Raw genomic sequence first — 20,682 nt, 5'->3', positions numbered from 1 at the left:
AAACAATAAAAGATTTATACTGAAACTATAGCGTCAAGATGATGGCTGCTCCCGCGGCTGTCCGCCGGAGCAGGGTATTATTTTGTTAGTTCTCCGTTTTCGTCGGTCTTGATAATAAAGATCGAAGACAAACCCGATACTTCATTGGAACCGCAGAGGAGCAAGCCGCCATCCGATGTCTCGCGGATGCTACTCACCGTCTCGTTGCCCGTGCCGCCCAGGATTTTATTCCAAACCACATTGCCAAATGCGTCGATCTTTACCAGGAATATATCTTTTCCACCTTTACCGCGTCCAGGCGTGGTCAGCATAGAACCTGCCAATACAAAACCACCGTCGCGTGTCGCGGTCAGGGCGTCGCCCGTGTCTTCGCTTTGCGAGTCGCCTTCGGTTACCGTCGCATTTTCAGCCGACAAAATGCCGTCGAAGTAACGCTGGCTGCCCGGAATAATACCGCCTGTCTGCGTCACCCGTACAAAGAACATATTCGCGTTGGCGCCGGCGGGCGTGGCATAGGTGCCGATCACGCCAAAGCCCGATGCCGCAGAGGATGCCGGTTGCAAGTCATGGGCATAAAGCTGCTGTTCGGTTTGTTCACCGAACTGGGCGAAATTCTCAAATGTGGAATTCTCTTGAATATAGGGAATGCCCAGAAAAGACCGCGAGAAGTTTTGGTTTTCACGCAGCAGCGCGGTAGCCCAAATGATCTTGCCCGAGGGCGCGATGTGTACCGCGCGGGTATTGACATAATCGCGTTCCAGTACATCGTATGTCCGTGTCCACACGGTGTCCAGTCCCTGTGGCTCCAGCACTACCAGGTACGGGTTTTCGGTCGTTGTAGCGCCTGCTTTACGCAGCGTGCCCAATACCACGATCTGGCCCTGTGCGTTCAACGTCAGGGCGCCACCGTGTATATCGGTCATGTTTGTAGCGTTCTTGCGGTCGGCAATGACAAGCTTTTTCACGATGTTTCCGTTTACGTCCAGCTTGAACAAGCGGGCGGAGTATACAACCAGATCGAACACGGAGACGTCTCCCGACTCCAGGTTTGACTTTATACTGTCGCCGATAACGTAGTAACCATCAGTGGTCACCTTCAGGTCACTGATCGAGCCACCCGCCAGGATCACGTCGTCGGCTACCCGTTGGCCCTGGCCGTCGGTGCGGATGATGTAGCCGTTTTGGGTGCCGTTGGCCAGCAATTCGTTTCCGACAATAATATAACCATCGGCAAGAGGCTCTGCCTGCACGCCATACAGGTTGTGTGGCGCTTCATAAAAGTGGATGAAGGTGCTGCGGTCGGAGGGCGAAGCATCCTCAATGTTGTTGCAACCCCAGCAGTATAGTCCAAGCCCGCAGAGAATAATGCGTAACCTCATTTTCGTTTGTTCAGTTTTTTGGGGTTGAAGATGTTGTATACATACCCTGCCGTGATGGACAAAGAGTTTAGCTTATAGACGCTGTCGGCATAGCCGTATTCAAACGGCAAGCTGCTGTCGACAGCAAAAGCGGTCTTTTCAGAATTCACCTTGGTGATACCATAAACAAACCGGACTTCTGTAACGACAAAGCCACTGCCCAGCGGAAAGTGTGCGCCCGCTGTAGCCACAGCGCTGACGTTGAATTTTTCCCGTTGCGGCTTCATGTCAAACGATTTGTCTTCGATAAACTGGAAGCCCTGGCGGGTACGGTTGCCACTTAGGGAAGCATTGACGAGGTACGCGGCCTCTACACCCAGGCCGACGTAGGGCATGAAAGACTTGCGTGTTATTTGATACCGCAGGATTACGGGCAACGTGATCCAGGTTTGTTTTTCCTCGGCGGTCGTGGTAAAGGCCGTGTCGGTAAAGCTCAGGTGGTTGGTATACTCGAAGTTGCGTTGTGCGAGACCAAGCTCCGGGTTCAACACCAGGTTGCTGCTCAGCGGGATTTCGCCCGACACGTGCACCTGAAAGCCGATCTTGCGGTTGTATTTGCTTTCGCCGTCGTTGGCCTCTACAGCGGTCACCACGTTTGGCGAACTGGCGTTAACCCCCAGCTTGCCCCCGATGCGATAGATGGGGTGGGTGCGGAATGTATTATAGAGGGCAATAAACTCCGCGGGGTCCGTGCCCGGATTGATCTTGAAGTAATGGTCGGTGCGCAGCAGGTTGAGCATGGCCTCATCGGCCTTCTGCGGCTCTTCCAGGTATATATACGACAGGCAAAGCAGCTTGTATGCTTCTACTTTTTCTTGTTGCGAGAACCCACCGGCAAGACACTTGGCGAGCAGCGCGGGAATTTCATGCAGGCGGCCTTGCTCATACGTCGAGCGCGCAAGCCGCAAGGTCTGGGAGCAAGATACCAGCTGGGAATACCCTTCCAGCGAAATCAGCACCAGGAAAATGAGAGGTAAAAGTCTTTTCATCGGCATTAGTCATTGTTGGGTGGCAGGGCAGCGCAGGTTGACTCATAGGGAAGGTCATCCCCCACGAAGATTTCCCATTCGTCTTTGTTGATGTTGCGCCGTACGCGTCCGCAGAGAATGTCGGCCATCACCGGTATTTTGGTGGGCCACGCATGGATGGTATGCTCGACGCCCTTCACGGTCTCCACCGAGCTGTGAATGCTGGCGAGCAGCTGCTCGTCGTCGGGCGTAAAGGCCACGCTCCATACCCAGTCGCTGTGGTCGCTTAGCACAATGGGCTGCTCCTTGAGGCGGTTCAGGTTCCAGAGGCGCACGGTTTTGTCTTTGCTGGCAGTAGCCAGGAAGTTGCCGCCGTGGTTGAAGCGAATCTCGGCGATCTCCGACGTGTGACCGGACAGCACGCGAATAACCATATCGCTTAGGTAATCAAAGATCTTCACGATACCCGTGTTGTCACCCAACACGATGCGGCGCCCTTCCGGTGCAAAAGCAACCGACGAGAGGTGTACTCCCAGTTCTTTTACTTCTACTGGAGCGTAATTATTCCGCGTATCCCATAAGAACAGGCTGCCGTTGTCGCCGGCGCCTGCCAACTGGGTACCGTCGGCGCTCAGGTCGATAGCGTTGATCTTCACGGTAGGAGTAATGACTTCACGACTGGTGCTCAGATCGCTGTAGCGGATGCTCTTACCCGAGTTATCACGTGCATAGAAGCCTTTACCATCGGGTGTGAAGCGCAGATTCTCGATCGCATACGTATAACCGTCGATACGTTTAGGAGCCGCCCCCATATTCTCGAGGTCGTAGAGCTCAACAAAGTTGCGTGATTCGCTGAGCGTGTTCAGCCCTGCTGCCACCAGCCAACGGCCATCGTGGCTAATGTCGATGGTATAATACTGGTAGTTGGTTTGTTTCACCAACATCTCCGACTTCCATTGGTTGCCTTGCTCTGTCCAGCGGATAATCTTGCCGTCGCTACCCGCCGAAAACAGGTTGTTGCCTTTCGGGGATGCCATCAGGGCACGGGCGGCCCCGCGTTCGTGTGCTTCCAGGCTCTTGGTTAACGGATGATCCTGCTTCTTCAGCGCGGCATACAAGCCGTTGTAGATATCGTTGTCGTAGATATACCCTTCATGCTCGGAGTTGAATTTATAAGCCTGCTGGGCGATGAGCGCCTGCTGCTCGATGTCGTTCAGTTCTTTTGACTTCACCGCCATGGCCTTGGCCTGGGCGATGTAACGCTGGCGCATGGCTTCCTTCGCGTTTTGGATCGCGATCAGCTCTTGCTCCTTGGCAAACTTCTCGTTGGTCTGTGCGCGCATGGCGTTGAGACGGGCCTCTTCGGCATTCTTGCGGGCTTCGGCGGCGTTGCGTTTGGCGAGCTCAGCGTTTTCTATAGCGGCGCGTTCGGCTTGCTGGGCGAGCTCGCGTTGCTGTGCTTCTGCTTCTTTCGCGGCGAGGGCCGCAGCGGTAGCCTTCTCAGCTTCGAGACGTTTTTCGTCGGCCACTTTCTCGGCCGCCTTGGCGGCTGCTTCAGCCTTTTTAGCCTCTAAGGCATTTAGTTCTGCCTGTTGGCGTTGCTTGTCGGCCTCGGATTTCTGCACGAAGGCATACATCAGGAACAATAGACAAATCACCACGGCGGTGGCCATGATCAGCGCCAGGATACGCGCGCGTTTGAGCTTGCGTTTCTGCTCGAGCTCTTTGATGCGCTGTTCGGTTTCCCACTCCTTCCGGGAATACTCCAGGAAGATCATGGTGCGCTCAAAGGCCGGGTTATAACGCTGACCCCACACGAGCGTGGGCTTGTGTTTGGCTTGCCAGTTCAGTGCTAACTGGAGATCCGGCGGACGCCACAGACCGGCTTTGCCTACCTGGTGCATGGCCGCCGCTTCCGCGAGGCGCGTATACATTTGCACGGCCTCGGCTTCGTCGTCCACCCAGTTCTTGAGGCGCACCCAGATGCGCATCAAGCTTTCGTGCGAGATATCGACCATGGACTTCGACGAGATCGCTGCGCCTGCGGCGGGCGTCAGCAGCGAACGGCCTGCTTCGCGGAAGCGATCGATCACGGCAATGACATCTTCTTCCTGTACGTCGGAGATCGCCGCGATTTCGTGCAACTTCGTGGGGCGACGGATACCAAAGTTCTCACCACGCTTTTCCGTGATGGCTTTGAACATCATTTCGCAGATGCGTTTCTGATCTTCGGTAAGCTCGTCGTAAGCTTCGTTGGCGTGTTGGGAGAGGGCCTCGGACATGGTGCCGATGGCCTCGTAGTGTTTGAGGTCTACCGCTTCTTCGTCAAAGTCGCGGTACCGGGACCAGTAGGTCCACGTACGCATGAGCGCGTGTTGCAGAATGGGCAGTTGATCGGGGTTGTCACCCAGGTCGTTGAGCAACTGCTGCACTAAGCGCGGGGCGATCGCCGCGCCACCCACGGCCACAGGACCTTCGATGGCCTTGCGTTTTTGGTCGCGGGTAAGTTGGGGGATAAGGTAGTGACTATCGTTGATCTTACGCGTAAGCTCCGGGAATTGTGCGCAATCGCCAATGAAGTCTGAGCGCATGGTAATGGCTACATAAACCGGTGCATCCGGATAATTCACGGCCTCCATCAGCAGGTTGACAAACGCCAGTGTCTCGTTGACCGAGTTGGCGTCAAGGCCTTCCTTAAAGCGGAACAGCTCTTCAAACTGATCGACCAGGATGAGGTAGTTGACGTCAGTATCCTTGCGGGTTTGCTCGATCGCTTCCACCAGGCCCAGGGAACTGCTGCGAAGCAGCGTAGAAAAGATGGTACGCTTGATGCGTTTCTCTTCTACCTCAGCTTTCTGATACTCGCGATTGTTCTTCAGCAAAGCTTCTGCAAGGTTGTCGATCGGGCCGGCGCCGGGACGGGTAACAACCACTTCCCAGTTCGGGCTGGCATCGGTCAGAAAGCCGCCGTAGAGGATGGGCATGACGCCGCAATATATAAATGACGACTTACCGCTACCGCTGGGGCCGATCACGCCAACGAAGCGGTTCTTCGAAAGCTTGAGCAGCACCTCGTCGCTCTGGCCCTCGCGGCCAAAGAACAAGTGGCTCTCTTCGATCTTAAACGGACGCAGCCCGGGGAACGGGTTGGCCGTTAAACTGTCTTCTGCTACAGCGTGCATGATCAGGCGTTAAATTCAAGTAAAAAGTTCTTCAGGGACTCCAGCGGCCGTTGCGCATCTTCTTCTATTACCTGCAGGTTCTGACTCTTAAAACCAGCAGGATCGAGTGTAGCGCCGGGCGCTGTGACAATGGCCTTGGCCACGATGGGCTTACGGCGACCAAAACCAGGAGCCTTCAACAGATCCAGGGCTTTCATGCGTACCCATTGCTCGTTTACCTTCCCCTGATAAATAATGGCGCCGTCGAGGTTGCACAGGTGGTCGATGTGCTGCTGGCGCAGGTCCAGCAGGTCGCCTTCAAAAGACGGTACCAGTACTTCAAAGCCAGACTGTCTAATGACATCAATGAGCGGCTTCGCCTCGCGGTGGTCTACTTTGTCGTGCATGAAGTAGATCGAGCGGCCGCCGGTCTCGGCAAACACACGCTTGCCACCGGCTTCTTCCAGCTCTTCCCGCATGATGTTCTTAAAGTCTTCGAGCGGAGTTTGTAATATTTCGGCGCCTTCCTGCGCTTCGACGTCGCGCTTGATGGTATCGATAAATCCTTTTTGTTTTTCGCTGGCGTGAGTCAGGTGTGGCGAGATCCAGATCAGCCGCGTGAAGGCCTGGGTATGTTCTTTGGTTTGCAGGCTTTTTTCCGCTGCCAGTTTATTCTGAATGTCTACCAGCGAGCGATCGGAACCTTCGGGTATTTCGCCATAGGCGTTGCCGATCAAATGGATCGAAAGCGCGGACTCGTTCAGGTCACGGCGCACCAGGCGTTCGAGCTCCTGCATGTTGCCTGGCAGTGTCTGGTTGGGCAATACTGTATAGCCGTGTCGCTGTAACTCGCGTTTAATGATATTACGCTGCACCGAAAGGTCGTGGGCCGTTTCGGCCAGGTAAATGGTTTTTCGTTTGAACAGCACTTTGCCACCGCTAGCAGAAGCTGTATTACGCAGGCGCAGTAATGTTTCGTATATGTCGTAGGCCAGGTCGACCATCTTCATCCAGTACTGACGCTCCGCTTCGGTGCTGAAGTAATCAGTATACTCGCGAATTTCGCCGGAGTCGGGGTCCAACTGGTACATTTCATAGCCCAGCAACTCGCGCAGTCGTGGCGGTTGTTCCTGTACGTTGAGGGGCGTCTTGAATACTTTGAAAACACGGCCGCGGGCCTCGGCGCCTGACTGTTTGAAGATTGCTTCGATGTGATCCAGGCAACCGCCGGACTGGATAAAATCCTGGGAGAGCAGCGCTACCCACACGGCAGCGTTGTCGATGCTGGCACGCAATGACGATTCGCTCTTTATTTCTACGTTCGGTTTTTCGCCCAGCACCTGGGTTAACATTAGTTCCAGGAACTTGCGGAACTGCGTTACCCAGCCCGGCTCGCCAGAGCGAAGAGGTTCATTATCGCGGTCTGCATAGACAATCAATACGTCAATGTCGAAGGCCATGGTCTTTTGGTAAGGATATGGTATAGAGGATGCGTTAGGGTAGTTATTTTATTCGATTGGTGCGGGTTGTTCTTCTTTCAGATTTTTGATAAGTCCCTGCACCAGTTCGTGGTGGTTGGCCATGACGAAATAAAAGTCCATGGCATTTATCCGGAAAGCGACGGCTCGTCCGGGCGCAACGGCTTCGGATGCCTTTACGGTGGTGTCGCTAAAAAGTTCGCCGCGAATGTCTCCTTTCTTGAGCCGTGCTACCGTCTCGCCGGCATTGCGCAATACGATCTCTCCGTGTGCCATGATCAGGATCGGCGCATTGTGGTCTTCACTGTTCAGGCGAATGCGTTCGCCCGCGTCGAAGTCCAGCGGCATGATCTTGTCGGCCAGGTCGGCCAACAGTGAACCATGGATGGAATGGAAGGCCGGGATTTGTTTGATGAACATGACCTTCTCGATCCAGAGGAAAAATCCATCGTTGAGGCCGTCCAGCAACCGATTGTTCTCGATCGAAGAGTCAATGAATCTTTTGTCGCGGTCGGGCAGACGTTCGAGGATGGCCTGGTAGGCTTGCACATCTTTGTGGTAGATCACCCACGCAGCAGTCTCTTGCAATAGCCGATCTGTATTGAACATCTGAGCCACCAGGCCGCGGCTAATGCGGAATTCCGGCAGGAACGCGGAGGCGTGAATGGCACAAGCTTTCGTCCAGCGGTTGTTGAGGTTAAAGTCGCGGTTCAGGATATAGTTGATAACCTGTACCGGGTTGTAGCTTTCACGGGGAAAGTATAGCTGCAGGGCTTTGAGCTTAACCGGCGTGCGCGAGTCGTCCAGCAGTGGGAGTAACTTGGGTTTCAGCCCGGCGTCGATGAAGAGGTCGAGCAACTCCATGGCGAAGGCGATGTTATCGGGGTCGTTGGTCTCGATATTGTCCCGCACCAGTTGTACCGACTGTGGGTCGTATAAGATCGAGAGCAGCATATAGAGCTGGTCGTAGCTCTCGGCCACCTCTTCCTCCAGGGCTTCGCGCAGGTATTGGAAAGTGTCGGTCTCCGGCAGCTCGTGCAGGGCCGCCATGTTCCAGATGGCTTTGCTCATTTCGGTCTCCAGCAGGTTGATCACGTCGCGCGACTCGCGACCTTTCGCCTGGTAATTAATAAACCGCAGGGAGAACAGGATTTGCTTGACGATGCGTTTGTCTGGGTAGTCGGCTTTGCTCCACAGCAGCTCCAGCGCATGGCGCCCGCCGATGCGGCCCATGATCTGCACGATGCGCAGCATGACAAGGTCGCTCTGGCCAGACTTGTGAAATGCCGCCTCGAGTGCGGGCAGCACGGGCTCACCGGCTTCCTGTAGGGCAGCGGTGGCATGGTGGCTATACCATGGCGAGCCTAACAGCTCGATCAGGATCGGCCAGGTCTCCTGGCGTTTTACTTTACGCGCAGTGTAGAGCGCCTCGTAGCGCACCCGTGGATCGGCGTCACGCAGCAGCTCGAGTAATACGAAGATCGTCTTGGGACCGATCAGCTTGCGCAGCAGCTTGGCCGCAAGGAGCCGGTCGGACTGGCGCACCGACTTACTCAGGCGAAGTAATTTTTCCGGCGCGATGGATAGCACGTCGCCGTCTTCCAGCTCGCCGTATGCCTTTTCGGCCAGGGTGCGGATCTCACTCTTTTCTATTTCGGCGGTAAGCCCCAGCAACTGGATCTTCTCCTGCGCGAACTTGCGTACGGCCGCTGACGGTGGCCGTTCGGCCAGCCGGGTAATGGTACTTTCAAATACTGCTGGCTCTAACTTCTCCATCAGTGTCAGGCCGTAGAGTACTTTATCTTCTGTGGTGCTGTTGACTTCTTTCTCCAACACCGTACTGAGGTTATACTCTTTTTCGTTTTGGCGTGCGTTGCTACCCTTGCTGCGTACGAGGGCATTTTGCAAGGTGTGTCGGTAGCTGGCGTGCATGCGGTTGGAGACGAAAAACCAGAAGGCCAGCAGCGGCACCGTAAACAGGGTGATGTATAACAGGTCGAAGATTTCAACCCGGTTGATCAGCAAGATCAACGCACCCGCCAGCAAGCTGGCGAAGGCGGTCACGAGACCTTCGATCTTGGTTTGCACGTCAATGCGGATGTGACTTTCGATCGGCAGCAGGTATAATTTAAACGTGGGGTTGTCGAGCGAATCTTTCAGGGAGCGGATCAGCAACTTACTGATGGCGATGATCAGGAAGAACACCACAAACAAGTTGTCCTCTGGCGAATAGCCAAAGATTGTACCCAGGATCAAGGCTGCCACAGTAAACAGACCGATGAGCACCGGTGTTACCAGGAGGGAAATGCGCATGCCGTATTCGCGGATGATGCGATCCGTGGCGATGGTCTGGAACAAGAAACCGAAGATTACGATCGTCATCTCAAAGGAAGAGATGAAGCTCGCCAGACGACTTTCGTCCATGTACAATGTCGTAACGTTCAGGAACGAATAGTCCACGAAGTTTGCCGCCAGCATTGACACCACCACAAACAACGACATGTAAAGGATATACCGGTTCTGAATAAAATCACCAATGACGAGCTTCTTGTAGACTATCTTCTCTTCCGCAAACGTACGCCGTTTGTTTAACCATTGAATGGATAGGTATAGGAATGAACCCGTAAAGGCGAGGATGCTGACCAGGGCTATGGTATAGAGATTTTCGGTGTCGGCGTTTTCAGCCTGTAGGTACTGCGTGATCGAGAAAAAGGCGATAAAAGAGGCGATCATAGCACCCATGTCCACGGTACCGATGAGGCGCTTGGATTGTCGCAGGTTAAAAGCGCGGCCGAACGCACCCCAGAAGATAAGGTAAATGATGAAAGAAAAAGGTGCCAGTACGGTAAAACCGAAGAAGTAAATGCTCTCTGAGTCTTTGAACGCTGACTCGCCAAATTCGATGAAGGCGGTCAGGATAATAATAGTCGTCAGGCTGATGGCGGCCAGCAGCTGGAAAGGAATGCGGTTCTGGAAAAAGTTGTATAACGCAGTGGCTGCCAGTGCGAAAGCACCGGAAACAACCAGGGCCACGGGGAGCTCGCGCTGCTCATCAAAGTACTTTAGAAACAGCGTCTGGGATGCCACGCTGAAAGTTGCCAGGAACATGCCCATGAAGAAGCTCATGACCAGAAGGAGGGCCACCCGGCTACCCTCACCATACTCAACATCCAGAAAACGCAGTATTTGTGCCTTCATGCCAATTCGACGGATAGCCATAAAAATCGGAATATTCCAGGGAATATCCTACCAAAGGAGACCATGTAGTACTTTTTTAGTACCTCTACAAGGCATTAGTTCCGAAGTTCTTAACTTTGTAACCTCAAGTGATACTTTATATCTGAGTTTACAACCGGATTTTTCCCCACTTTTCGTCGAATGGTTATCGACCGGGTGGTTTTGCGTCAGAAGGGACTGACGGTTGGGGAAGCAGCATGCATGTAGGTTTACCTTTCAAAACGACGAATCTGTGGCATGCTGTGTGCTTAAAATAATCCATATTCTTTAGTAGTATTGAAAACCAAAATAGAACCTAGTTCCTTATGACCAAGAAGTGTATTTATCTGTTGCTTTGCATATTTTTTGCAACAGGATCCTTGTTTGCGCAAAGCAACAAATCGCTGGCGGAAGCCGAGCGCTATTTCGGAATCAAGAGCTATGACGCCGCGTTGCCCAAATACCTGGAGGCCATCCAGGCGGGTGAAAAAGATCCCCTGGTACACTACCGGGCCGGCGTTTGCTATCAGAAGTCTCCTGAGCTGACCGAGCAGATCAAAGCTATTCCGTACTTCGAGTACGCCGTCGTCAATGGAAAGAACGTACCCACCACGTTGCACTACGACCTGGGCGACCTGTACCTGAAGGACGAGAACGTACCCAAGGCTCTCGAGAGCTTTACCACGTTCCGCAAACTGAGCAACAAAGCCGACAAAAAAGCGATCACGCTGGCCGACGATGCCATTCGCACGTGCTCCAACGCGATGGCCCTCATGTCGGTGCCGCGCGACTTTAAAGTGAACTACTTCAACTCGATGATCAACACCAAGTACACGGAGTACAACCCCGTGGTGTCGGCCGACGAAAGCGTCATGGCATATACTGCCCTGCGCCCGAACACGGGCAAGACGCGCACCGGCGACAAGTTCATCGAAGAGCTATATATATCGTACAACAACAACGGCACCTGGACGGAACCGCAGCAAATCCCGCTGGCCCACGAGTACAACGTCGGTACGGGCGGTATCTCGGCCGACGGCCAGAAGATGATTGTCTTCATGGGCGGCGCTACCGATCCGGGGGGCCTGTATCAAATAGCCAAGACCGGCGATGCCTGGTCAAAGCCGGCATTGCTGACGCCAAACCTGAACACTCCCAAGTACCTGGAGTCTACCGCCAGCATCACGCCCGACGGTAAGACCATTTACTTCGCCAGCGACCGCCTCGGCGGGCAGGGTGGATTGGATATCTACAAAACAACCTTGTTGGCCAACGGCAGCTGGAGCGCGCCGGCAAACCTGGGCGTCCCTGTAAACACCAAGGCCGACGAAGATGCCCCCTTTATTCACCCCGATCAGAAGACGCTGTTCTTTACCTCCAACGGTCACAACTCCATGGGCGGACGCGACATCTTTATGTCTAAGCTTGTAGGAGAAAAATGGTCGTCGCCCGAGAACATGGGCTACCCGGTAAACACCACAGCCAACGACAACTACTTTACGTTGATTGCCGACGGTACCCGCGCATACTTCTCGTCTGACCGCAAAGGCGGTCATGGGGGCCAGGATATTTATTACCTCGATATGCCCGCATCTTCCGCGGACATTCCGCTGACCATGATCAAGGGTAAGATCCTCAATGCCGAAACCGGCAAGCCTATGCCGACCAAAATCTACCTGATCGACAACAGCACCGGCAAGAAGCTCGACTTTGTATACGATCCCGATCCGAAAACAGGTAATTACCTGGTGATCCTGCCGCCGTCGAAGAACTACGACATGGTAATCGAATCGGAAGGCTTCCTGCCCTATACATTGAACATCAACATTCCGAACCAGACATACTTCTACGAGCTGTACCAGATGATCAACCTGCGTACGATCAAACAATTCGATGTAGTCGTAGGGCAGGAAGTGGAAGTAAAAAATGCTTTCTATGATACCGACCAGGACGTGAAGGCCGACCTGCGCAAAACGCACGAAGCGAAACTGGTACAAGGCGGCAACGTCGACGTATACGATATGATGCTCGACCTGATGGCGTCGGGCGACAAAGAAGGTATTGCTTACCTGACCGACCTGATCCAGATGAAGAATCCGATCGAGGATGTAAACTTTAATGAAAAGGAAAACTCCCGCATCGAAGTAGCATCACGCACATACTATTACGACGAAAGCGACGAGAGCAAGTTCGAGCAGAAGAAGATCGACGGCAAGACCATTTTCTCACTGCCAACCTTCAGCTTCTCGGAAGAGGCCAAAAAATTGAAGGAGCAAGGCTCTAAAAAGTCGACATTCGACAAAACATCGCTGACTAAGTTCGTGAAGATTTACTTTGACGCGGGCAAGAGTGATCTGAAACCTCAGTATAGCGCGCAGCTTGACGCACTCCTGACCGAGCTCAGCAAGTTCCCCGACCTGGGGGTTGAGATCTCTGGTTTCGCGTCGGCGGAGGGTAGCGAAGAGCTGAATCGCGAGATTTCTAATAAGCGCGCGATCGCGGTGTTGGATTACTTCAACCACAAGGGTGTTGTACGCCGTCGCATCGTAGCGAAGGGATATGGTGCGACGCAGGCGGCGGCTACGGCTTCGAAAGAGGAGGGGAGACGGGTGGAAGTGCGCGTGGTGGATTTGAATGCTTCAGTGGAGAAGAAGTAATCCATGTCTACTGACATTGAGAGCCCTGGTAAACACCGGGGCTTTTTTATTCATAAAAATAGCTTAAAGATTCCCTTGCGTAAACAACCGGTTGATCAATAACTGCGACGGCTGTATCCGTTCCTGATCATCGAGAGACTTCCATACAAAGTAGCTGCCGCGTTTCAGGTAGGTGAATCCGGCTTCCGACAGTTGTCGCCCCTGTGCTTTCAGTACATCGTTTGAGCTAAAGTTAAAGGTGCGAATCAGCGGTACACCTTGTTTGTGCAGAATGTCTACCAGACTGCGGATGCCGCTATGTTGAGGGCTTTTGACAGGAGCGAAGATCTGCTCAATATACCCTACATTTGGACGGCTGTTCACCAGTGCATCAAAGTTACCTAAGACTGACTGATAGCTGCGGTAGTGGTTGCCGAAAGGGTTGTGGCCCAGGCGCCAGGTGAGGTAAGCCGTGGTCTCGTGCAGGGTGAAGAGGTCCTGGCCGGCATAATGTCTTTGGAAGGCTTTGTCCTTGTCGGATAGTGGAGTTTCCGTCAATGTCAGGTGATCACCGAACAGGCGTTTCAAACCTTTGAACCACGACAGGTAGCTCAGGCCCAGGATCTTTATTTTGTCGAGTGTTTTATTCTGCTCGTTCAGGCTTTTCAAATAGCGGTAGGCTGCCAACGGCTGCAACACCAGCAAGGCTTGCTCGGTCGCGAAAGGTATGGCGAAGCCGATGCGCTCAAAGGCCTTTTTAGCAGGGGTGAAGCCCCAGATATAGCGGATGCCGGCATGGCGACAGGCTTCGAACAACAGGTCGTACATGCGTTCGAAAATCTTTTGTCCGCGATAGGCCGGGTCCACCAGGGTATCTTCCGACTTGGCGCTTAACACACGTTCGCCTCGGCCGTTGATCAGCTCGACGGGAATGGCACACTGAATGCCGACAACCTTTACAATATCGGTTACACTGTCGTCGATCGCCACGACGTAGATAGCCTTGCCAAACGGACCTTCTAAAAACTCCCACCGAAAGTTTACCAGGGGGCGGTTCGTTTGGTAGATAGCATTAAAGAAGTTATTGGCTAACTGAATCTCGTCGTCACGAAGTAAGCGTATCGTAATGGCCATTAGTGAATCGAATACTGGTTGATGATCTCCTGTTGGGAGATCGTTGTAAACTTATTGTCGCGAATATAAGCGAGTATTTTCTTGTATAGGTCCAGGTAGCCCTTAAACTTATAGTTTGTAAAGAAGTTATTGTGCCAAAGCACGGAAAGCAAGCAGTTTTCCCGGTGCTGGTCGAAAAAGTCCAGGATGTCTTTTTCAGCCTCTGCCGGTGTGAATTTCTTGTATTGGTAGTATGTGCGGTCCATGACATGCAAGGGTACCTCTACAAAGGAAAAAGGCTTTTGGGTCTGGAAGTTATAGGGGTTGAAGGGTAGGCCGTAATTGTTCCGGAATCCCACCTCTTCGGCAAAGCCGACGCTGGCGTCAAGTTTTAGTCCCGCAGCTTCGATGTCGTGGTAAGCCTGGGGGAGGTGGAACTTGAGGTAGTGGTAGCGGTTGGACACTGCGTCGTGCCGGTACTTTTGCAGCTCCTGGGCGAGCGATTCGTCGGAGATGCTTTTATGCAGGCCGCTCTCCGATCCTCCTGCCGTCACCGCCTGGAACTGACGTTGCATGCGTGTCGAGTGAAACGTATAATCGGCATTCAACCCACCGCGGTTTACGATCCAGAAGAATACTGACCGGCAGTCGTACAGGCTTTCAAGCTTTACAATCTGGTCGATGTTGAGCCAGTCGGGCCGGGCCATCGCGACACGCATGAGGATTGCCAGGAATTGATCGATTCGACCTTTCTTCAACACGTTAAATCCATCTTCGATCACGGCGCGGTGCACCAGGTCGATGTCGTGTGACAGCATAAAGTGTGTCTTCTCCCGCCGGGGTGCGATGCCGGCGGCTTTCGAGATAGTATCAAAGCATGTTTGTACGATATTTTTTCGCGCTACGCCCAGGCGGTGCTGGTAACTGTTGGCATATTGGAAGCGGCCCAGCGAGTCGGGTTGTGGGTCGTTATATTCCTGGAGGGTATTGATTAAGTAAAATGCTGTGCGCAGTACGTCAGGTTGGCCATCCACGCCGAGGAGCATACACGCCGGGCTGAGCGCAGCCTGGCGAAAGTCGTCGGGTTGAAAGCCACCACTGATGCGGAAGGTGACGTCGGCCGAGGTCCCAATGGTTAGCGCGCCGTCGGGTGTTGGGGAGAACGTTATGGCGGCACCGGTATGTTTTGACCAGATTTTCAGGATGTATGATATCGGGGCTTGGTAGACTGCAACTTCGGGATATAGATAAAACTTGACCATAGGGTGAATTTGGGCAAAAGATACCAATATCTGACGAACCACAAGGGCCGTTGGTAAACTGGGAGGGCGTACGCGAATGTTGATCAGGCCACCGGAGAAACATGTTGCCTCGTTTTACGTATGAAGGGGAATGTATGATGGTTTTGAAGAGCTCGGTTGGACAATCGTTTACGCACTTATTTCAATAGCATTCGGATGGCTGTGTGTCTATATTTTATGGCTCGTACGGAAGAAAAAAATATCGTTTGATAGCTTGTGTCATAAGTATGGTGAGCTATTTGCAACATTTGGGCTTCCTGCACTATTCGTACTGTATATACTAATCCGCGATAGCATAAGGTAGCTATTTCTTGCGCCATAGCGATCTAAGTGTACGGAAGGCAAAGCCAGTGCCGATAATGGCTACAATCGTCAATATAGTAAAGATAGTGATCAACACCCACGACAGGCCCTGCAAGGAAAAAGCAGGACCTGTTTTTTTATCTGCCACCTCGCCCGTGGGTTCTGCCTCCGCGGACACAACTGGGTTCTGCGCGCGTTGCTCCGGCGCCACCGTGGGAACCTCGGTTGTGGAGGAGAATGCGATGTAGTTCAGGATGTCTGTAATGTCATCTTCGGTCAGAAATTCCATCGGGACCATCACCCGTTTATGATACCGGTCAAAGAGCTCCTGTGCGTAGGGATCACCACCACGAATTACCTTTTGTGAATTCTGAATAAATGGTATAAGCCACTCCCGGGGCAGGCGTTTCGAGACGCTGCCGAGCGCCGGGGCATACCGGCCTTCGTAGTGAATGAAATGGCACGATGAACATTGGTCGCGAAACAACATACGACCGCGCAGGATGCTGCTGTCGCTCTTGACGGTGATCCGGTCGTGTACCGGTGTCTCGTCTACCTGCACGAGCGACTCACGCTCGATATACACCAGAATGGATTGGATGTCCTGCTGCGACAGCATGGGAAAGGTTGGCATGACCTGGTTATTAAACGCATCCATCATATGCCGGGCATAGGGATCGCCGCTGTTGATCACTTCTTCGGAGTTACGGATGAAGCGCAGGAGCCAGGCCTGGCTTCGTTTCTTCGTAATGCTGGCGAGCATCGGGCCAACAACTTCGCGGTGCACGCTGTGACAGGCGCTGCAATGCCGGCGGAACAGCTGCTCGCCGTGTTGTAAGATCTGTGTGGAATCATCCTGCGTGGGCGAGGTAAAGCCATACCCCGCGGATAGCATACAGGTCAGAATCACTACCAGCATTGCGCGCCGGGATGGGGAGCCAGATGCACAGGCGGCGACGAAGGCGTTGAAGAAAAGTAACACCGCACGGGCCACCTGTAACAAGCCAAAGTGGCGCCGCTGTGGGAATAATGAATCAAATGCCACGGGTAATCTGTTCATAAGCTGTGTCAATGCTGGAAGCTATACTCCATACAGGGAAAAATTGTACCCGCACATCGATCCAGGCTGTGCCCGGTAGGTTGAAAACCGTATCTTGGGGAGTCATGATCATCCGGAAAATCCTGCGCTACGCCGGCATCACCCTGGCCGTCCTCCTGGGCATCGTCCTCATATTCCTCGTCATTACCATTGTGCCGCTTAGCCGGACCCCGGTGCGGGAGCAGCCTGCGTATAAGACCATGATGCAACGGTTGGACAGTGTGCAGCCCCTGGTGTCCGAACAGACGAAGGGCTTCGCCGTGGGATTTGCGAAGGTGAATATGACACCGGAGACTCCCATAGCACTGGCCGGCTACGGCAACCGTATGGGCAAAGTATATAGCAGCGTACGGGATTCTATCTACGTCCGCACGATCGTAATCGACAACGGCACAGCCCGTGTTGCCATCGTTAGCGCCGACCTGCTGATCATTCCGCCAACAGTCACAGCGTTGTTACAGCAGCAGTTGCCAGACATCGGCTTCCACATCAACAATACGTATCTCGGGTCCACCCATACGCACAACAGCATTGGTAACTGGGGCGAAGGGGCGACCGGCATTCTCTTTGGGAGCTATGAGGACACCGTCGTCCAATTCATTGCGCATAAGATCAAACAGTCCATTCAAAAAGCATCCGCCAACCTGGTACCCGCGCAGCTGCGTACGGCAGAGATTCCGGTGCGACACGCTGTGCTGAACCGGCTGGCAAAGGGCGGCGCGGTGGACTCGCTGCTGCGGGTAGTGGAAGTGCGCCGTGCAGACAGTACCCGCTTGTTACTCATGAGCTTTACCGCGCATGCCACGTGCCTGTTCTCGAAAGACCTGGCGCTGTCGCGCGACTATCCAGGTGAACTGGTAGACCAGATGGAAAAGTCGGGCTACACGTTTGTCATGTATATGGCAGGCGCCGTAGGCAGTCATAAAGCGGCGGCCCCGGAGTATGGTGAGCCGTGCATCGACTGGATGGCCACGACGTTAAAAGATACTTTCCAGGCTCATCGAGACGACCTGCAGCCCCTGGCGGACACAACGCTCGGCATGTACCGTGTGCAGCTGGCGTTGCCCCGGCCGAACGCCAAGGTGTTGGAAGATTGGGGCGTGCGCCCATGGTTTTTCCGCGCGGCGTTTGGCGAATACCCTGTGTACCTCACAACCCTGCGGATGGGCAACCTCATCATGCTGGGCACGCCCTGTGACTACTCGGGTGAGCTGACCAGACCCCTCGACTCGCTGGCGGCAGTGCGCGGCCAACATGCGATGGTCACCAGCTTCAATGGCGGTTACATCGGCTACATCACCAACGACCGCTACTACGATAGAGATCACTACGAAACCCGCCTTATGAACTGGTACGGCCCCGGCAGTGGCGCGTATGTTACCTACTGCCTGTATCGTCTGCTGGACCAGACATCGCCGCCGATTGAGTAGTGGCTATCGGACTTCCCGTGCGTGTGCATTACCTTTGCTGCCCTGATGCAGTATCCGGTTCTTGAGACACTTCCGGCCCTTCGTACAAGGCTTGCCGAATCTAACATTGCTATTCTTCAGGCGCCCCCGGGCGCCGGTAAGTCCACTGTGCTGCCCCTGGAGTTGCTGGATGAGCCCTGGCTGCAGGGCAAAAAGATCATTATGCTGGAGCCACGCCGCCTGGCGGCACGGTCCGTGGCGCAGCGCATGGCCAGCCTGCGCGGGGAAAGTGTAGCGGATACTGTCGGCTACCGCGTACGGTTCGAAACCCGCATAGGCAAACAGACGCGTATCGAAGTCGTGACCGAAGGGATTCTGACGCGGATGTTGCAAACCGACAACAGCCTGGAAGAAGTCGGCCTGTTGATCTTTGATGAATTCCACGAACGCAGCTTACACGCAGATCTGGCGCTGGCCCTGGCGTTGCAGGCGCAACAGTTGTTGCGCGACGACCTGCGCATCCTCATCATGTCGGCGACGCTCGATGGTGACTATCTTTCGGCCTTGCTCAAAGCGCCGATCATTACTTCTACCGGACGGCAGTACCCCGTAGCCATTCGCTATGCCCTGGACGACGAGTTTGTGCCCATTGCTACCCGCATGGCGAAAGCCATCCGCCGCGCACTGCGCGATGAGGAGGGGGATATACTGGCCTTTCTGCCTGGCGCGGGCGAGATCAACCGTGTACAGTCACTGCTGGAAGAGGAAGGTGTAAATGCGAGCCTGCACCCACTCTATGGTGATCTCCCCTTTCAGAAACAACAAGAGGCCATTCTGCCGCACCCTGCGGGCAGGCGCAAAATCGTCATCGCAACGTCGATCGCTGAAACGTCACTGACTATTGAGGGCATTCGTATTGTGATCGACTGCGGGTTGGCGCGGGTACCGAAGTTTGATCCGCGTAGCGGCCTGACGCGCCTCGATACTGTACGTGTTACCAAAGATGCGGCCGACCAGCGCGCCGGTCGTGCCGGGCGTCTGAATGCCGGCACGTGCTATAGACTGTGGACGGAGTCGATTCAAGCGACCCTCGTCGCAAACCGTACGCCCGAGATATTGGAAGCCGACCTCGCACCCCTCGTACTGGAGCTGAGCCAATGGGGTGTGCGCGACATGCGAGACCTAACGTGGGCCACCGTACCGCCCGCCGGCACGGTAAACCAGGCGAAGGAGCTGCTACAAGCGCTGGGCGCGACAAACGAAGGGATTATTACCAGCCGTGGGCGGGAGATGTTGAAATTACCGACGCATCCGCGCATAGCCCACTTGTTACTGGAAGCCGTAGCGGATAAGCAAGTGGGCCTGGCGGCCGATATCGCCGCGCTGATGGAAGAGCGTGACCCGCTTCCCAAAGAGGCAGGCGCCGACCTCGCGTTGCGTATAGAGGCTCTGCGCAAATGGCGCAAAGGAGAAAAGTCTTTCGCCGACCGCGGCATACTGGAGCGTGTGGAGAAACTCGCAGCCAACTGGCGCCGGATGCTAAAGGTCGAGGAAGACAATATCATTCCGAAAGATGAAACGATTGGCCGGCTGTTGCTGGCGGCGTATCCCGAACGTGTTGCCCAACAGCAAGGCAAGAATAGCGAGCGCTACAAACTGGCCAACGGCCGCGTCGCCAAGCTGGCAGACCACGACCCGCTGCATCGCGAGACGTGGTTGTGTGTGGCGCAGCTGGATGCCGGCAGCGGCGAAGGCAAAATCTTTCTCGCAACGGCTGTCAACCCCGCCGATCTGGTCGCCCAGGCACGCGCGCAGGAAGTAGTGCGTTGGGACGACGAGCGCAAAGCCGTGGTCGGCAACCTCGAAAAACGCGTAGGCACCTTGTTGCTGGAGAGCAAACCATTGGCCCAGGTGTCCGATGAAAGCCGCGTGGCCGTCATCTGCCACTATATACGCGACAAGGGTTTGAAAGCCATCGGCTGGGACGAAGCGCAGCAAGCCTGGCAGGCCCGCGTCATGAGCCTGAAACAGTGGCGCCCCGAAGAAGCGTGGCCGGATGTGCAGGAGGAGGCTTTACTTGAAACTCTCGAGGTGTGGCTTGCGCCATTTCTGACGGGCCTGTCGCGCCTGAGTGAATTGCAACGACTGAACTGGCACGATATACTTCCCTCGCTGTTACCCTGGGAGCTTGGCAGCCGACTGGATACGTTGGCGCCTGTACGGATACAAGTGCCCAGTGGGTCGATGATTCAGTTACAGTATTTTGTCGACGGGCGTTTCCCGGTGATCGAAGTACGCTTGCAGGAGATGTTTGGGTTATTGGAAACACCTTCGATTAATGAAGGACGTACGAAGGTGCTGTTGCATTTGCTTTCACCCGGCTATAAACCTGTGCAGGTAACACAAGACCTGAAGAGCTTCTGGCAGACTACATACCACGAGGTACGGAAAGAGTTACGCATGCGCTACCCACGTCACCATTGGCCGGAAGATCCCTGGACGGCGGAGGCTGTGCGGGGAGCGAAGCGTAGAACGTCTTGAGAGGTTGTAAGAACAACGAAGCCCTGGAGAATAAAAAGG

The 20,682-nt window shown here is 54.3% G+C and carries 11 protein-coding genes; 3 read left to right on the top strand and 8 right to left on the bottom strand.

Going from position 1 to position 20,682, the window contains the following annotated elements; translation table 11 throughout:
* Window positions 1-77 precede the first annotated feature (77 nt).
* Genes K7P01_RS01155 through K7P01_RS01135 form a run of 5 tightly spaced genes read right to left on the bottom strand, consistent with a single transcriptional unit; the run spans window position 78 to window position 10,223 of the window.
* Window positions 78-1,379: a hypothetical protein gene (locus tag K7P01_RS01155; protein ID WP_267288971.1), complete on the bottom strand. Its 1,302-nt coding sequence runs from the start codon at window positions 1,377-1,379 to the stop codon at window positions 78-80.
* Window positions 1,376-2,407 carry a porin family protein gene (locus K7P01_RS01150; RefSeq protein WP_267288969.1) on the bottom strand — a complete coding sequence of 344 codons (1,032 nt, stop codon included), beginning with the start codon at window positions 2,405-2,407 and terminating at the stop codon, window positions 1,376-1,378. Before K7P01_RS01150 ends, K7P01_RS01155 begins: the two co-directional genes overlap by 4 nt.
* A 5-nt stretch (window positions 2,408-2,412) precedes the next feature.
* A complete protein-coding gene (locus K7P01_RS01145; RefSeq protein WP_267288967.1) occupies window positions 2,413-5,568 on the bottom strand; it encodes an nSTAND1 domain-containing NTPase in 3,156 nt (1,051 codons plus the stop codon).
* Between the two features lie 2 nt (window positions 5,569-5,570).
* Complete coding sequence (locus tag K7P01_RS01140; RefSeq protein WP_267288965.1) at window positions 5,571-7,007, bottom strand: DUF4062 domain-containing protein; 1,437 nt, start codon at window positions 7,005-7,007, stop codon at window positions 5,571-5,573.
* A gap of 48 nt (window positions 7,008-7,055) precedes the next feature.
* Window positions 7,056-10,223 carry a HEAT repeat domain-containing protein gene (locus tag K7P01_RS01135; RefSeq protein WP_267288963.1) on the bottom strand — a complete coding sequence of 1,056 codons (3,168 nt, stop codon included), beginning with the start codon at window positions 10,221-10,223 and terminating at the stop codon, window positions 7,056-7,058.
* A 344-nt stretch (window positions 10,224-10,567) separates the two neighbouring features.
* On the opposite strand from K7P01_RS01135, the gene K7P01_RS01130 reads away from it, so the two are divergent.
* Window positions 10,568-12,898: an OmpA family protein gene (locus K7P01_RS01130; RefSeq protein ID WP_267288961.1), complete on the top strand. Its 2,331-nt coding sequence runs from the start codon at window positions 10,568-10,570 to the stop codon at window positions 12,896-12,898.
* A 63-nt stretch (window positions 12,899-12,961) separates the two neighbouring features.
* On the opposite strand, the gene K7P01_RS01125 is transcribed toward K7P01_RS01130, so the two are convergent.
* The 3 genes from K7P01_RS01125 to K7P01_RS01115 all read right to left on the bottom strand — a co-directional run bounded on the left by K7P01_RS01125 (window position 12,962) and on the right by K7P01_RS01115 (window position 16,654).
* On the bottom strand, window positions 12,962-14,011 hold the full coding sequence (locus tag K7P01_RS01125; protein ID WP_267288959.1) for a GNAT family N-acetyltransferase: 1,050 nt from the start codon (window positions 14,009-14,011) through the stop codon (window positions 12,962-12,964).
* Window positions 14,011-15,252 (bottom strand): DUF7033 domain-containing protein, encoded by a 1,242-nt coding sequence (locus K7P01_RS01120; protein WP_267288957.1) that lies wholly within the window; start codon window positions 15,250-15,252, stop codon window positions 14,011-14,013. The genes K7P01_RS01125 and K7P01_RS01120 overlap by 1 nt, the downstream gene beginning before the upstream one ends.
* A gap of 343 nt (window positions 15,253-15,595) precedes the next feature.
* A complete protein-coding gene (locus K7P01_RS01115) occupies window positions 15,596-16,654 on the bottom strand; it encodes a c-type cytochrome (protein WP_267288955.1) in 1,059 nt (352 codons plus the stop codon).
* Between the two features lie 104 nt (window positions 16,655-16,758).
* Between K7P01_RS01115 and K7P01_RS01110 the strand changes: the two genes are divergently transcribed.
* Window positions 16,759-18,123, top strand: a complete 1,365-nt coding sequence (locus tag K7P01_RS01110) for a neutral/alkaline non-lysosomal ceramidase N-terminal domain-containing protein (protein WP_267288952.1) — start codon at window positions 16,759-16,761, stop codon at window positions 18,121-18,123.
* 45 nt (window positions 18,124-18,168) lie between these two features.
* The gene (hrpB, locus tag K7P01_RS01105) at window positions 18,169-20,643 is read left to right on the top strand and encodes an ATP-dependent helicase HrpB (RefSeq protein ID WP_267288950.1); all 2,475 of its coding nucleotides are present in this window, start codon (window positions 18,169-18,171) and stop codon (window positions 20,641-20,643) included.
* The last annotated feature ends 39 nt before the right edge of the window (window positions 20,644-20,682 follow it).

The organism is Parachryseolinea silvisoli (assembly GCF_021190955.1).
GTDB lineage: Bacteria > Bacteroidota > Bacteroidia > Cytophagales > Cyclobacteriaceae > Ohtaekwangia > Ohtaekwangia silvisoli.
Note: the sequence above shows the minus strand (reverse complement) of the source record. Positions and strands in the feature narration are given on the sequence as shown.

Excerpts from the sequence above, each read along its gene's own strand:
- K7P01_RS01120 (WP_267288957.1), bottom strand. The coding sequence starts at position 15,252 with ATGGTCAAGTTTTATCTATATCCCGAAGTTGCAGTCTACCAAGCCCCG.
- K7P01_RS01130 (WP_267288961.1), top strand. The coding sequence starts at position 10,568 with ATGACCAAGAAGTGTATTTATCTGTTGCTTTGCATATTTTTTGCAACA.
- K7P01_RS01110 (WP_267288952.1), top strand. The coding sequence starts at position 16,759 with ATGATCATCCGGAAAATCCTGCGCTACGCCGGCATCACCCTGGCCGTC.
- hrpB (WP_267288950.1), top strand. The coding sequence starts at position 18,169 with ATGCAGTATCCGGTTCTTGAGACACTTCCGGCCCTTCGTACAAGGCTT.
- K7P01_RS01145 (WP_267288967.1), bottom strand. The coding sequence starts at position 5,568 with ATGCACGCTGTAGCAGAAGACAGTTTAACGGCCAACCCGTTCCCCGGG.
- K7P01_RS01135 (WP_267288963.1), bottom strand. The coding sequence starts at position 10,223 with ATGAAGGCACAAATACTGCGTTTTCTGGATGTTGAGTATGGTGAGGGT.
- K7P01_RS01155 (WP_267288971.1), bottom strand. The coding sequence starts at position 1,379 with ATGAGGTTACGCATTATTCTCTGCGGGCTTGGACTATACTGCTGGGGT.
- K7P01_RS01115 (WP_267288955.1), bottom strand. The coding sequence starts at position 16,654 with ATGAACAGATTACCCGTGGCATTTGATTCATTATTCCCACAGCGGCGC.
- K7P01_RS01140 (WP_267288965.1), bottom strand. The coding sequence starts at position 7,007 with ATGGCCTTCGACATTGACGTATTGATTGTCTATGCAGACCGCGATAAT.
- K7P01_RS01150 (WP_267288969.1), bottom strand. The coding sequence starts at position 2,407 with ATGAAAAGACTTTTACCTCTCATTTTCCTGGTGCTGATTTCGCTGGAA.
- K7P01_RS01125 (WP_267288959.1), bottom strand. The coding sequence starts at position 14,011 with ATGGCCATTACGATACGCTTACTTCGTGACGACGAGATTCAGTTAGCC.